A 15,032-nucleotide genomic window follows, 5' to 3' on the forward strand; every position below is an offset into this window, starting at 1 on the left:
AAAACAATAAGCCCTATCAATAAATTTAAAAAAATAGCACTTCGCACGCTTTTGGTGTTGTTCTTACTATTTGGGCTCATCGTGCTACTTTTTTCTATTCCAGCTGTACAAACGCATATTGCAAAAAATGCAACAGATCGTATTAATAAAAAATATGGTACAGAAATACACCTAGAACGCGTAGGTCTTAAATGGAATGGTGATGTACTGGTAAAAGGTACTCTCATAAGAGATCATAAAAATGATACAATGATCTATGTGCGTGAGCTTGCCACAAGTGTTTACAGTGTTAAAAAGGTATTAGATAGTGATCTTGATCTAGGTGATATAAGTCTAGAGGGTGCACGGTTTTACCTTACTAAATATGAAGGAGACACCTCAGATAACCTTACAATCTTCTCACGTAAATTTGCTTCAAATAATTCTCAAGGAAACACTAATTTTCTATTATCATCAGACGATGTGCTCATTACCGATGGTAGATTTATGTATATAAATGAGGAGCTTAAAGACCCCTTTGTATTAGATTACCAAAATCTCACTACAGAGTGGGAAGATTTTGTTATCAATAATCAAACTGTTGATGCACATATAACTTCGCTCTCATTTGATGCTATAAAAGGATACCAGATTAGAACGCTAGATGGTATATTTCACTACGATCCAGATTTAATTTCTCTCAACGATTTTTCATTAACTACAGATGATTCTTCACTTGAAGGTGACATTACCTTAGATACCTCAGACGGAGCACTAGACGATTTTAACACGCTGGTAGAGGTAAAGGCCGCTTTCGCGAAAGCGGAAATATCAACAAATGATATACGCCCATTTTACAATGACATTGCACCAGATGTTACTTTGAGCATACAAGGAGACCTCTCCGGCTATCTCAATGATTTTAGAGTGCCTAATCTCGAGGTGAGAGGTTTGGGGAACTCTATGATACGTGGAGATGTCTTTTTTGAAAATTTGCTAGACAGTAACAAGTTTAGAATTAGTGGTGATTATAAAAGTGTGCAAACAAATTATTTTGACCTTAAAAAGTTACTCCCAAAACCACTGGAAAGTCTACCTACAGAGATGACGCAGCTAGGTACAATACGCTTTACAGGTAAAAATAGCCTTACAAGAGCTACTGTAGTTACAGAGGGCGTTATAGGTACAGATCTAGGTGCCGTTAACCTAGACCTGGCAATGACAGGCTTACAAGATGCCGAAAATGCTGGTTATGAAGGTACTGTAATGGTAGATGATTTTAACTTAGGAAAGTTGCTTAATGACGATAGGCTAGGTAAGACAACTTTTAATCTAGATGTAGACGGTAAAGGGTTTATACAAGAGACTATTAATACTAAGCTTTCTGGTACTATAGCAAGTATAGGCTACAATGATTATAATTATAAGGATATTACCATATTTGGAAATCTTAAGGCTCCGGTTTTTGACGGAGAAGTGCTTATAGATGATCCTAATGCTCGTGGTAAGTTTAATGGTCTTGTGGATATATCAAAAGAGATCAATAGTTACGACTTAGAAGCACAAATAGATTATGCAGACCTTGTTTCTCTTAATTTTATAAACGACAGTATCTCTGTACTTAAAGGTAACGTGGTTGTAGATATGAGGGGTACTGGTCTTGAGAATATGTACGGTCGTATTTCTTTTGAAGATGCGAGTTACCAAAATAAAAACAACACTTACAGTTTTAAAGATTTTGAGATCACCTCAAAGTTTGATAAAAAACAAGTGCGTACCATTGCTATAAACTCTACAGATATCATAAGTGGTGAGGTGAGTGGTATTTATAAATTTGGCGAAGTGGTGCCACTTTTTAAAAATGCCATAGGTAGTTTATATACAAATTACCAACCTGAGATTCTCACAGAAAATCAGTTTATGGATTTTGAGTTTACGATCTATAATAAGATTGTAGATGTATTTGTGCCAGATCTAAAACTTGAGCCAGAAACTATTATAAGAGGTAGTGTAGTGGCAGACGACTCTGAGTTTAAACTCACCTTTAAGTCACCACAAATAGATGCCTTCGGGTATATGGCAGAAGCTATAGAAGTACGTGTAGATAATAAAAACCCGCTATTTAATACGTATGTGGCTGCCGATAGTATAAATGCTGGATTTTATGCTGTGTCAGACTTTAACCTAATTAATGTGACTCTTAAAGATACACTCTTTATGCGCTCAGAGTTTACGGGTGGTAAGCGCAATGATGACTCTTTTGACTTATCATTATATCATACCATTAATGAAGAAGGAAACTCGGTATTAGGTTTTAAAAAATCTGAAATTGTATTCAAGGATACGCCTTGGTTTATAAACGAAAAAAACGACCAGAATAACAGTGTCGTATTTGATAATAACTTTAAAGATATAGATATTAAGACCTTGGTGTTAAGTCATAAAGACGAGCTTATTGATCTTAAAGGCCAGATACGTGATAGCACCTATAAGAATATAAAAGCAAATTTTAAAAACGTAGATCTAGCCAAAGTAACTCCAGAGCTCGATAGTCTCAACCTGGGAGGACGCATTAATGGACAGCTAGATGTACTTCAGAAAAATGGTGCTTATTTACCTGTTACCTCTCTAGCAATTTCAGACTTCTCTGTAAATGAGACTAACCTTGGGCAGCTAGATATTAATGTAAGAGGTAATGCAACTTTATCAAAATATGAGATTGAGTCTCGCCTTGCACGTGAGGGATTAAAATCTTTTACTGCAAATGGGACTATAGATGCTGCAGGCACTATACCTATTATAGATATGGCCGTGGGCCTTAAAGATCTTGATTTAAGCCCATTTAATCCTATGGGACAGGGCGTGATAGATAGAATACGTGGCTTAGTGAGTGGTAATGCAAAAGTAGAGGGAGACTATCGCAACCCTGAGATAAATGGTAATTTGACCTTAAAAGATGCAGGTTTACAAATTCCTTATCTCAATGTGGATTATGATTTTAGGGGTATCTCAAATGTAGTTTTAAGAAAACAAGAGTTCGAGTTTCAAGCTGTACAACTGGAAGATATCAAGTATAAAACCTTAGGTGTTCTTAATGGTAAGATAAGCCACAAGTCCTTTAATGATTGGAAACTTGATTTAGGTATAAGCGCCTCTCGAATTGCCGTACTCGATACCGAAGAAGATCTAGAGTCGCTCTATTATGGTACAGCTTTTCTAGAAGGAGAAGCATTTATAAAAGGCCCTACAGATAATCTAGTGATAGACGTTTTTGGAGAAACTGCAAAGGGTACCGTTTTTAAAATCCCTATAGATGACTCAGAAACTCTAGGTGACAACTCCTACATTAAGTTTTTAAGTCCAGAAGAAAAAGAAGCTCGTATTAACGGTGAGAAAATTATCACAGAAGCGGTAAAAGGTCTTTCTGTAAACTTTGATTTAGATATTGATCCAGATGCAGAGGTAGAGGTGGTTGTAGATAAAACTAATGGAAGTACCTTGAGAGGGAGAGGAGTAGGTACCTTACTTATACAACTTGATACGAATGGTAAGTTTATAATGAATGGGGATTTTATTGCCACCGAAGGGGTTTTTAATTTCCGTTACGGAGGTATTGTAACAAAAGACTTTATATTACAACAGGATGCAAACATACGCTGGGATGGTGATCCAGCAAAAGCTATACTCGATGTAAGCGCAATCTATAGAACGCAGGCTAACCCAAGTACATTACTAGAAACTTCTACCGTAAATAGAAAAATACCAGTAAACGTAATTATTAACCTAGCAGGAGAGCTGTTAAAGCCAGATATTACTTTTGATATTGAGTTTCCTGGTGCCGGTAGTACCGTGGTGTCAGAGTTAGAATTTTTATTACAAGACCGTAATGCAAAAGAGCTTAACGCTATATCTCTTGTTTCACAGGGAGCGTTCCTAAGTTCGGCTAGTGTAAATACCGCTACTGCGGCTGTAAATAATCTACTTGAGACTACATCTTCTATACTATCTGGTATTCTCTTTAATGATGACGATAGTATTTTTGACGTGGGAGTAGATCTTGTACAAGCAGAGCGTGACCCTACGGCAAATATCCAGTCTGCAGGTAGAGTGGGAGTGACCCTGTCTACTCAAATTACAAACCGAGTTCTTATAAATGGTAAAGTAGGAGTGCCTACAGGAGGTATTAGTGAGAGTGTGATTGTGGGTGATGTAGAGATAGATTTCTTACTTAATGAAGATGGAACGTTACGAGCAAAAGTCTTCAATCGCCAGACAGATATTCAGTTTATAGGAGAGATAGAAGGTTATACCCAAGGAGTGGGACTTTCATATGCTGTAGATTTTAATACTTTTAAAGAACTACTACGTAAAGTATTTAAAGGCAAAGTAGAAGAAGCTGTTCTTCAAGCTCAAGGCGAAAGAGACGTCCCAAAAAAGATTGGACCAGACGGCGTTCAATTTAATAAATAGGAAAAGTCTTTTTTTACGCTTTCGCGAAAGCGTAATTCTTCCTCATTTTATCAGTTTAAGCTTCTTTTTGATGTGTCATTATTAAGAATTCCAAAAAACTTTTCAACCGAAAACGTTTGAAATTGACAATCCAATAAATTACACCCCAATTCATTGATTTTTCTACATTAAGTTTGCTAAATTTAATCTAAAATTGTGCTTATATGAGTAAAAAAATCACCAAAATAGCAGTTATGACCTCTGGAGGAGACGCCCCAGGAATGAATGCTGCAGTAAGATCTGTTGTACGTGCTTGTGCCTATCACGAGCTAGAATGTGTAGGGATACACAGAGGGTATGACGGTATGATTGAGGGTGATTTTATTCCGCTAGACGCAAGAAGTGTACGTGGTATAATTAATAAAGGCGGAACCTTTTTAAAATCTGCCAGATGCGAGCGTTTTAGAACTACAGATGGTAGGCAGATTGCTCATAACCAGATGGTAAAGGAAGGTATAGATGCACTTGTAGTAATAGGTGGTGACGGTACATTTACAGGAGCACTTCATTTTAACGCTGAGTTTGACTTCCCAGTGATAGGTATACCTGGTACTATAGATAATGATATAAGTGGTACAGATCGCACACTAGGGTATGATACAGCACTTAATACCGCTGTAGATGCTATAGATAAGATACGTGATACTGCACACTCACACGACAGACTCTTTTTTGTAGAAGTAATGGGCCGCGATGTAGGTCACATTGCTCTTAACGCTGGAGTAGGTGCTGGTGCCGAAGAGATTTTAATACCAGAAGAAGATATGGGTATAGAACGACTAGTAGAATCACTACAGCGGTCTAAAATATCTGGAAAATCATCAAGTATCGTTGTCGTAGCCGAAGGTGATAAAATAGGTAAATCTGTTTTTGAACTTAAAGATTATGTAGATGAAAATCTTGAGGGGTATGACGTACGTGTTTCTGTACTAGGACATATGCAACGAGGAGGGTCTCCTACTTGTTATGACCGCGTGCTAGCTAGCCGTATGGGTGTAAAAGCTGTAGAAAGTCTTATAGAAGGTAAGAGCAATTTTATGGTAGGTACCATACACGATAAAATGACACTCACACCGCTAGAACAAGCAATTAAAGGTGAGAGTAAAATAAATAAAGAATTAATCCGTGTGTCTGAGATAATGACCACATAATAATAGAGAAGAACAATGGCAAATTTAAAATTAGGAATAAACGGTTTTGGACGTATTGGACGTATCGTATTTAGAGCGACAGTAAAGCGTGATAATGTAGATGTAGTAGCAATAAACGATTTACTGGATGTAGATCACCTAGCGTACCTTCTTAAATATGACTCTGTACACGGACGTTTTGATGGAACTGTAGAGGTAAAAGATGGACACCTTGTTGTAGACGGTAAAACGATACGTGTTACTGCAGAGCGTGACCCAAAAAACCTTAAGTGGGATGAAGCTGGAGCAGATGTTGTAGCAGAGTGTACAGGTATCTTTACGACTCTAGAAACTGCAAATTACCATATAGAGGGTGGAGCAAAGAAAGTTGTAATATCTGCGCCTTCTAAAGATGCACCTATGTTTGTGATGGGAGTAAATGATGGAGATCTTACGGCAGAACACACCGTAGTGTCTAACGCGTCTTGTACTACAAACTGTCTAGCACCTATGGCAAAAGTTATAGAAGATAACTTTGGTCTTGAAGAGGCGCTTATGACTACAATACACGCAGGTACTTCTACACAATTTGTAGTAGACGCACCTAGCCGCAAGAACTACCGTCTAGGTCGTAGTGCTTTAAATAACATTATACCTACATCTACAGGAGCTGCAAAAGCAGTAGGGAAAGTACTACCAGCAGTAGATGGAAAACTTACAGGGATGGCTTTCCGTGTACCTACGGCAGATGTTTCTGTAGTAGACTTAACTGTGAAGACTTCAAAAGCAACGTCTGTAGAAGCTATTAAAAAAGCATTTAAAGATGCTGCCGAAGGATCTATGAAAGGTGTGGTAGGTTATACAGAAGATGCAGTTGTATCTCAAGATTTTGTAAGCGAGACACGTACTTCTGTATTTGATGCAGATAGTGCAATAGAATTAAACCCAACTTTTTTCAAGCTTGTATCTTGGTATGATAATGAGTTTGGATACTCAAACAAACTCGTTGACCTTGCAGAAAAAGTAAATACACTTTAAGATGCATTAGCGCGCTTTTGTAGTTATATATGTAACAATCTAAGAATATTAGGTTGAGTATATATTGCTGCAAAAGCGTTTTTTATTTTTTTCTTCATACACGTATTATATGATTTTAGTAGTAGATAGCGGTTCGACAAAAACAGATTGGATTGCGCTAACTGATGATGGTAAAAGTCTTTTCCAAACACAAACCTTAGGGTTAAACCCTCAAGTATTGTCTCAAGAGATATTGAGAGAACGTATTGTAAACAACTTTGAGCTTTATAAACATAGAAAAGATGTAAAAGCACTTTACTTCTATGGTGCTGGTTGTGGTACAGAGCGCCCTCGTGTTTTAATGAGAAGTGTTTTTGATGAGATATTTACAAAAGCTACAGATATAGTACTTAAAGAAGATACCTTTGCTGCATTATATGCTACCGCTACAGAGGGAGAGAAAAGTATAGTTTGTATACTAGGTACAGGTTCTAACTGCAGTTATTTTGATGGAGAAAAAATAATCCAAAAAGTAGTATCTCTAGGGTATGTAGTAATGGATGATGCTAGTGGTAATTACTTTGGACGTCAACTTATACGTGATTATAAGTTCGGGAAAATACCGGCTGCGCTAGCCCAAAAATTTGAGTCAGAATATGATTTAAGCTCAGAAAATATAAAGAATCACCTTTATAAAAATCCTAACCCTAATACATATCTAGCAACCTTTGCACGTTTCATTATTGAGAATAAAGATGAGGAGTATTGCCAAGGAGTTATAAAGGAAGGGCTTTCTGTATTTGTAGAACACCAGATTGTTCTTCAATTTCCAGATGCAAAAGACATACCTATACACTTTGTAGGTTCTATAGGTTTTTATTTACAAGCCGAACTCAAAGAAGTATTGAATAGTTTTGGACTTACAGCTGGTAAGATTCTTAAGCGACCTATAGATGGCCTCGTTGCGCATCATAAAGAACACATACTTGCCAAGTAGCAACACTATTAATTATAAAAAGAAAACAGCTGGAGTATATTAAGTTTTAATACCGTTATAGAGAGAATTATAACCCATAAAACAACACGTATCCAGTTTTTTGAAACAAGTGACCTAAGATCTCCATCTGTGTGAGTATTTTGGGTCACTTTTTTATGTAACGGTACAAATATAAGTGCAGTGGTAGCCCAAGTAGATAATACAAAGACTAGATAAATAGTCCCTATCATATATATACCAGTAGTAACTACCGTATAAACAGCTAGTAAAAGTTGTATGACCATAAGTGGCCCCACTATTACAGCAATCTTACCTGTATACTTGTTATGCCAGGTAACAAGATTATCACGGTTATAATATAAGAAGCTAGGGTAAATTATGAGCTGTACAATTAGAATAAGTACGACTAGAGCCGCATCTACAGCAAGACCTATGAGGCTTAGTGAATCTATCATAATTGTGTTACCCTTATAAAAGTGTACTATAAATCTTTGCGATACGTTCTTCGACGTTTATGAAGCTTGTGTTCGTAATTTTTCCAGAGCTGTTGTATGGCTTTATTTTCTTCTAGTTCTGGATTTGTTTCAACTTGTGTAATCCCTCTAGAGTTAAATAGTTCCTGCATTTTTTGAAAAATAACAGCCGTAACCCCTTTGTTTTGATACTCTGGATCAATACCTATAAGGTAGAAGGCAGCAGTGTTATTTTTCTTTTTTGCTTTAAGCAAGTGATAAAACCCAAAAGGAAAGAGCGATCCATTTGCTTTTTTAAGCGCTTCATTAAAAGATGGCATTGTTATAGCAAAAGCAACTAGTTTACCCTCCTTATCTTGTACACACTTTATAAAATCTGGGTGAATATATTTTATATATTTCTCCTTATAATGATCTATTTGATACTGCTGTATAGGTACAAAGGTGCTAAGAGTATTATATGTTTTATTGAGCAACCCAAACATCTCATCTACATACGGCTTTACATCTGCAGAGGTTTTAAACTCTAGTGGGCTAAGCTCATAGCGCTTTGCAATAATATCTGCAAATTTCTTCACTTTAGGGTTCTGCTTTTCTGGCGGGTCTATTTGAATTTTATATTCAACCCATTCGGCAGCTTTTTCAAAACCTAGTTGTTCAAAGTGATCCTTGTAATACGGGTAGTTATACCAAGTAATCATTGTGTTGAGATACTCAAATCCCTCTATAAGCAATCCTGCTTTCTCCATATTAGAAAAACCTACCGGCCCTTCTATAAACTCAAGATTGTTTTCTTTTCCTATCTCTGAGGCTTTGGATAACAGTGCTTTAGTCACCTCTATGTCATCTATTACATCAAACCAGCCAAAACGCATTTTAGGTTTCTTTTGCTCGTTGATTTCTATATGATTGATGATAGCACAAATTCTTCCTACGGCTTCTTGTTTTCCGTTTTCCGCTTTCGCGAAAGCAAGAAAATAACGTGCCTCTGCATTTTTAAACACAGGATTTTTTGCAGGGTCCATACTATCTAGCTCATCTGCTATGATGGGAGGTACCCACTTAGGTTCATCTTTATATAGGGAAAATGGGAACTTAACAAATTGTTTAAGTTCTTTAGGGGTAATCATTTCCTTAAGCGTAATCATCTGCAATATTTAGGGGGTATTATTTAATGCCGTCACCGTCAGGATCTACTGCATCTTTACGTTTTTTGTTTTTATTTATGCGCTCTGCTTGACGCTTTGATGAGCTCTTTTTGTCACCATCTGCATCTCTATCTTTTATGATCTCATCCTTCTCGTGTAAATCTAGTCTATAAGAAACTCCTGCAGAGACGTTCCAGCGGGTAGGGGTGTCTTTAAAGTTTGCTAGACCACTAAGGTCTACTTGTAGGTTTTTTGTGATAAGATATGCAGCTCCTGCTCGTACTAGATAATCTGCATAGAGATCACCATCTATAAGCTGGTACTCTGCAAAGCCAGCAAATTTTGAATTAAAGGAGTGTGTTAAGGTTGTAATCCAAGAGTTAGTAGGGTATGTGGTACCTGCTCTATCTACTATAATATTATTTACCCACACCCAGCGACCCCAGTTATGCTGTAGTATAAGCGCTAAGTTAGGACTTATACCATCCTCACGAATAGAATTAAACTGACTATTTGTAAAATCAAAAACACCTCCAGCATATACTGTCACAGCAGGGATGAGTGACTTCCACTTAAAACGTCTATTTGCGTGGTAGCTGTATAGATTTACCTCGTCACTAGCATATTTATATGGGTCATAGATAAGGTATTTGGCACCTATTTGTACCGTCTCTAGTCCTGCGATAACATCTGGCGAGGCAGATCCAGAAATAAATGATACCTCATTGCGCTGGTATCTCATCAATCCGTTAAGCTCTAGTTTTTCAAAAAATAAACCGTAACGTAAATTGAGGTTATACCCCAGTATATCTGTATCTGTTTGTAAAAGCGAGTGGGTGTCATTCCCTATGTCAAAACCAGTTTCTACCTGTAAAACACGAGTCCCTACACTAAAAGCGCCTTGAGATTCTCCAGGTCTGTTTGAGTTAATTGTCTCTGTGTATTGTGCTGTAATGGAGCTTGTTGTAGCGACACAAATTAATAGAGTAACAATAATACGTACGGTGTGCATAAAGGTTATGGGTTAGTCGTTCAAATATAGAAGAATTTATCTTTTTTTTAGGCTTCTACATCTCTTTGTTGCAAGCTATAATTACTAATTTTGAAAAAAAAGTAAAGATTATGCTGCTAGTTGCAGAAATTCCAAGTTTTATTAAAACGATTGCCATCATACTTCTGGTATATTTTGGGCTTCGTTTCTTGGCAAAATTAGCTTGGCCATACATTGTACGGTACATTACAAAAAAAGCCGGTCAGAAAATGGAAAATGCCTTTAAAGGCTTCCAGCAACAAACGCAACAATATGGGCAATCACAAAAAGAGCCTACAAGAGATGTTCCTAAAAAATCTTCGAAAGTAGTAGGAGAGTATGTAGATTATGAGGAGATAGATTAATATTGAGTACGCTTTCGCGAAAGCGTAAAATCATATATCTACCGCCATTTTTTAGAGTCATTACGCACTTCAAGATTGCAAAGCACTTATCTTTGCGCTATGTCTACACTTGTACAAATAAATGTTCTCCCACACCAAGCCGAAGATGATGACTACATCGCAGAGGTTGCTTTTAAAAAAGCCCGACTTCGTGCAGACGATGTGCGTGAGTGGGATATACGTAAGCGCTCTATAGACGCTCGTAAATCACCGGTAAAAATATCACTACAAATAGAGTTTTGGAAAAAAGGCGAGGAGCGAGCTAGTATTCCTCCATTTGTACCTCAAGATGTTTCTAACGCTCCAGAGATAGCCATTATAGGAGCTGGTCCTGCTGGACTGTATGCCGCATTACGCGCCGTAGAAGGCGGACTAAAACCCATAATTTTTGAGCGAGGTAAAGATGTAAGAGCTAGAAGACGAGATCTTGCGGCCATAAATAAAGATCATATTGTTAATCCTGATTCAAATTATTGTTTTGGAGAAGGAGGCGCAGGCACTTACTCAGACGGAAAGCTTTATACACGATCAAAAAAGCGTGGTAATGTCCTTAAAGCTCTAGAGTGGTTTGTACATTTTGGCGCGGTAGAAGATATACTGGTAGATGCACATCCTCACATAGGTACAAACAAGCTTCCTAAAATTATTACAGCGATGCGTGAGGCTATTATTGCACACGGTGGTGAGGTACGTTTTGATACGAAACTCACAGATCTCAAAGTGGAAGATAACCAGATTACGGCTATACAAGTAAATGATACAGACTGGCTAGATTTTGATAATGTAATACTAGCGACCGGTCACTCGGCGAGAGATATATTTTACTTACTCCATAAGCGTAATATTAAGATTGAGGCAAAGCCATTTGCCATAGGTGTACGTATAGAGCACCAGCAAGAACTTATAGATGATATACAGTATCACTCAGATGGTGATAATCCTTATTTACCTCCCGCGTCATATAGTCTGGTACAGCAGGTAGACGGTATGGGGGTCTACTCTTTTTGTATGTGTCCAGGGGGTATTATAGCACCTTGTGCAACAAGTCAAGAAGAAGTAGTGACAAACGGCTGGAGTCCCTCTAAGCGTGATAATCCTTATGCAAACTCAGGTATTGTCGTGAGTGTAACTCCAGAAGATTTGCCTAATTATAAAAAGGATGATCCCTTTGTATGCCTTGATTTTCAAAAGTCTGTAGAGCGTGCGTGCTGGGAAGCCGCAGGAAAAACGCAAGCAGCACCGGCACAGCGTATGCGCGACTTTGTAGACGGTCGGGTCTCAAAAAACTTCCCAAAAACGTCGTATCAACCCGGTATTGTTTCTGTAGATCTCAATAAAGTTTTACCAGATATTTTATCTAAACGTTTAAAGAAGGCGTTTAGAGCTTATGGTAGAAAGATGAAGGGTTACCTTACTAATGATGCCGTAATACACGCACCAGAGAGTAGAACGTCATCACCCGTATCCATACCACGTGAGTGGGAAACCCTAGAGCACGTAGAGGTAAAAGGTCTTTACCCTTGCGGGGAAGGAGCTGGGTATGCTGGGGGTATCATCTCTGCAGCTATAGATGGCATAAATTGTGTTGATAAGATTATTGAAAAGAAGCAGGCCTAAAGTAACACAACTCTTACAAGTCCGTTTTTAAAATCCTATTTTTACAAAGTGAGTAAAAAGGTAAAAATAATAGAGTGTCCTCGTGACGCGATGCAAGGCATAAAAGATTGGATTCCTACGGAGTCTAAAATCCAGTATATCCAGTCGCTACTGCGTTGTGGTTTTGATACGATAGACGTAGGTAGCTTTGTGTCTCCTAAAGCAATCCCGCAGATGAAAGACTCTGCAGAAGTATTGCATAGCCTTGACCTCTCAAAAACAGATAGTAAACTCCTTACCATAGTCGCAAACCTGCGTGGTGCGCAAGATGCTGTACAACACGAGATGGTAGACTACCTAGGTTATCCTTTTTCTATCTCAGAAAACTTCCAGATGCGTAACACGCATAAAACCATAGACCAGTCTATAGATTTACTGCAAGACATTATCGAGCTCGCAGACTCAAAAAATAAAGAGCTTGTAGTTTACATATCAATGGGCTTCGGAAATCCTTATGGAGACCCTTGGAATGTAGATATCGTAGGGGAGTGGACAGAACGACTAAGTAAGATGGGAGTAAAAATATTATCACTATCAGATACGGTAGGTACCTCAGACCCAGAAACTATAGACTACCTTTTTTCTAACTTAATACCAAGGTACTCAAATATAGAATTTGGGGCACATTTACATACTACACCTACTACCTGGCACGAAAAGGTAGATGCCGCTTACAAGGCAGGTTGTGTGCGTTTTGATGGAGCAATACAAGGTTTTGGCGGTTGCCCAATGGCAAAAGATGACCTTACCGGTAATATGCCTACAGAGAAGCTAGTTTCTTACTTTGCCTCTGTACAAGCATATGATAACATCAACACGATGAGTTTTGAGAGCAGCTATAACGAGGCGCTCAAAATATTTCAAAAATATCACTAGAAGAAAATAGTTTTAAGGACGCTTTCGCGAAAGCGTAATCTTACTCCCTACGAGCAAATCTATAAAAGGCAATAGACGCCACAAGTCCCACTGCCGAAAAGATGGCTAGCATCCAAAAAACAGCAAAGTGACCTTCTTTACCAGGAATACCATCAAGGTAATAACCTATCATAGGTCCTGCAAAAATATCTGGAGTATAGCCTATAAATGAGATAATACCCACCGCCGTACCGGTTAACTTAAGCGGTATTTTACCCTCTTGCATAACAGCGAAGTATAGTACTCGTGCTGCATAAATACCAAGAGCTGTGATGATGATGGTTAAGAAGAAAAGTACGGTAGTATCTTCACTAAGTATGTCTGAGGCAAAAAGTATGGCTCCTATAATTGATAGTGCAAAACCCATACATAGGTAAAGTGAGGCACGCGACCTATCTGCCAGAAAACCAACGATAACACCCACTAGCGGCCTTATAAATAGTAAAAATGTACCCGTTTTTGCGGCGTCTACCTCGCTATAATTCATAACATCTTTTGCATATAGAGAGAAGATGTCTGTGATTTTATAACCGACATAGGCACATAAAATGATGACCATAAGTAACCACACAGATGGGAGTTTAAGGACTGTTTTTATAGCATCTAGCGTAATGGTTTGCGTGTTATTTTCTTGTTGAGCCACATTAGTTTTCAAAAATAAGAGTACAATAATACCTACCAGAGCTACTATTGCAGAAGAGGCATATACAATAGTTTGGAAAGCTTCTACTTGCTGTGCACTTGTAAGCACTACATTATCTTCTACTATAAATAGTGAGAAGATAACAACCCCAAGCAACCCAAAAGATGCGCCTACCAGACCACGACCGCCGTCTAGAAAACCAAAGGCTTTACCTTGGTTACTAGCTCCACCCCATACACGCGTAGCTTTAATCATCGCAGCCCAAAATAAAAATATAGTCGTAAATCCCCAGAAACCGTAAAGTACCTGCAGCGTGAGCAATGATGGATTACTAGCATACACGATCCCGCCCAGAGCTGTGAGTATAAGACCTATGCCCATTAGGTTTTTTGGCGGATATTTATCGGCTAGTGGGCCGCCTATTATGTATGATATTAAAGCAACAATCCCATAAATGGAGAAGCAATAGCCTAGTTCTGTATTTGTAATTTGAAATACGTCAAGCACTGTTGCTCTAAAAACTCTTGCTAGTACAAAAGGAAGTATAAATACTGCCTCGCCAGCTAGTACAAGTAGTATAATGTAAAAAGGAGATTGATAACGTGTGGTACTTTGCACAGAGCTGTGTATTAAATAGCTTGATAGTTTTTAGAACTATTACGCCTCATATAAGCGTAGAGCAATCCGTTTGTTTTCTGTTGGATTTTTTTACGCATAAAGCCTGTCCAGCCTAGTAGTAAACCTGGAGTGCCCAGTGCCTGTTTTGACCACGTATACATATCAAAGGTGTCGTGATGTGCTATAATCTTTCCATCTTGAAGCTCAAACGCCGCTTGGACGTGGTTTACAACCTTTCGCTTTTTTGGGCCGTAGGTATAATGAGCCGTCCATTTTCCTGTTGCTGTATTACCAGAAACTTGGACATCACTATAATCTATAGTAATAGCGCCGTTTGAGCGTTCTATAAGCATATGCCACATAGCTTTTGCTCGATTGCCTTGAAGCTCACCAAATGCAGGATCAGAAAATACGATATTATCGTGATAGCAAGCAGTCATACCGCTGGCATTACCTTCTTGAAATGATTGATAAAATGTCTCTATGATATTCATATTTTTTTGCTTTCGCGAA

12 protein-coding genes are annotated in these 15,032 nt (G+C 38.2%); 7 read left to right on the plus strand and 5 right to left on the minus strand.

Annotated elements, in window-relative coordinates; translation table 11 throughout:
* Window positions 1-54: 54 nt before the first annotated feature.
* The 4 genes from ACFO5T_RS13320 (at window position 55) to ACFO5T_RS13335 (ending at window position 7,632) form a co-directional block, all read left to right on the plus strand.
* Complete coding sequence (locus ACFO5T_RS13320) at window positions 55-4,449, plus strand: translocation/assembly module TamB domain-containing protein (protein ID WP_380035269.1); 4,395 nt, start codon at window positions 55-57, stop codon at window positions 4,447-4,449.
* Window positions 4,450-4,652: 203 nt separating this feature from the next.
* Complete coding sequence (pfkA, locus tag ACFO5T_RS13325) at window positions 4,653-5,639, plus strand: 6-phosphofructokinase (protein ID WP_380035272.1); 987 nt, start codon at window positions 4,653-4,655, stop codon at window positions 5,637-5,639.
* 15 nt (window positions 5,640-5,654) lie between these two features.
* Complete coding sequence (gap, locus tag ACFO5T_RS13330; protein WP_035324680.1) at window positions 5,655-6,656, plus strand: type I glyceraldehyde-3-phosphate dehydrogenase; 1,002 nt, start codon at window positions 5,655-5,657, stop codon at window positions 6,654-6,656.
* A gap of 109 nt (window positions 6,657-6,765) precedes the next feature.
* Window positions 6,766-7,632 (plus strand): N-acetylglucosamine kinase, encoded by an 867-nt coding sequence (locus ACFO5T_RS13335; protein WP_380035276.1) that lies wholly within the window; start codon window positions 6,766-6,768, stop codon window positions 7,630-7,632.
* A gap of 8 nt (window positions 7,633-7,640) precedes the next feature.
* Here the strand turns inward: ACFO5T_RS13335 and ACFO5T_RS13340 are convergent, their stop codons facing one another.
* The 3 genes from ACFO5T_RS13340 to ACFO5T_RS13350 are packed head-to-tail and all read right to left on the minus strand — an operon-like array spanning window position 7,641 to window position 10,265.
* The gene (locus tag ACFO5T_RS13340) at window positions 7,641-8,087 is read right to left on the minus strand and encodes a hypothetical protein (protein ID WP_380035279.1); all 447 of its coding nucleotides are present in this window, start codon (window positions 8,085-8,087) and stop codon (window positions 7,641-7,643) included.
* A 26-nt stretch (window positions 8,088-8,113) separates the two neighbouring features.
* Window positions 8,114-9,253: a GTP cyclohydrolase gene (locus ACFO5T_RS13345; protein WP_380035282.1), complete on the minus strand. Its 1,140-nt coding sequence runs from the start codon at window positions 9,251-9,253 to the stop codon at window positions 8,114-8,116.
* 19 nt (window positions 9,254-9,272) lie between these two features.
* The gene (locus ACFO5T_RS13350) at window positions 9,273-10,265 is read right to left on the minus strand and encodes a transporter (RefSeq protein ID WP_375252320.1); all 993 of its coding nucleotides are present in this window, start codon (window positions 10,263-10,265) and stop codon (window positions 9,273-9,275) included.
* A 110-nt stretch (window positions 10,266-10,375) separates the two neighbouring features.
* Here ACFO5T_RS13350 and ACFO5T_RS13355 point away from each other — a divergent pair, with 110 nt between their 5' ends.
* From ACFO5T_RS13355 to ACFO5T_RS13365, 3 genes are all read left to right on the plus strand, one after another.
* Window positions 10,376-10,648, plus strand: coding sequence for a DUF4834 family protein (locus tag ACFO5T_RS13355; protein WP_380035285.1), 273 nt, complete (start codon window positions 10,376-10,378; stop codon window positions 10,646-10,648).
* Between the two features lie 99 nt (window positions 10,649-10,747).
* Window positions 10,748-12,304: an NAD(P)/FAD-dependent oxidoreductase gene (locus ACFO5T_RS13360; protein WP_380035288.1), complete on the plus strand. Its 1,557-nt coding sequence runs from the start codon at window positions 10,748-10,750 to the stop codon at window positions 12,302-12,304.
* A 48-nt stretch (window positions 12,305-12,352) separates the two neighbouring features.
* Window positions 12,353-13,219 (plus strand): hydroxymethylglutaryl-CoA lyase, encoded by an 867-nt coding sequence (locus tag ACFO5T_RS13365; protein ID WP_021779234.1) that lies wholly within the window; start codon window positions 12,353-12,355, stop codon window positions 13,217-13,219.
* Window positions 13,220-13,259: 40 nt separating this feature from the next.
* On the opposite strand, the gene ACFO5T_RS13370 is transcribed toward ACFO5T_RS13365, so the two are convergent.
* Together ACFO5T_RS13370 and ACFO5T_RS13375 are read right to left on the minus strand one after the other, a co-directional pair.
* Window positions 13,260-14,519 (minus strand): MFS transporter, encoded by a 1,260-nt coding sequence (locus ACFO5T_RS13370; RefSeq protein WP_380035292.1) that lies wholly within the window; start codon window positions 14,517-14,519, stop codon window positions 13,260-13,262.
* A gap of 11 nt (window positions 14,520-14,530) precedes the next feature.
* Window positions 14,531-15,013, minus strand: a complete 483-nt coding sequence (locus ACFO5T_RS13375) for a nuclear transport factor 2 family protein (protein ID WP_380035295.1) — start codon at window positions 15,011-15,013, stop codon at window positions 14,531-14,533.
* Window positions 15,014-15,032 lie beyond the last annotated feature (19 nt).

The sequence above is a fragment of the Dokdonia genika genome, assembly GCF_042652845.1.
GTDB classification, from domain to species: domain Bacteria; phylum Bacteroidota; class Bacteroidia; order Flavobacteriales; family Flavobacteriaceae; genus Dokdonia; species Dokdonia donghaensis.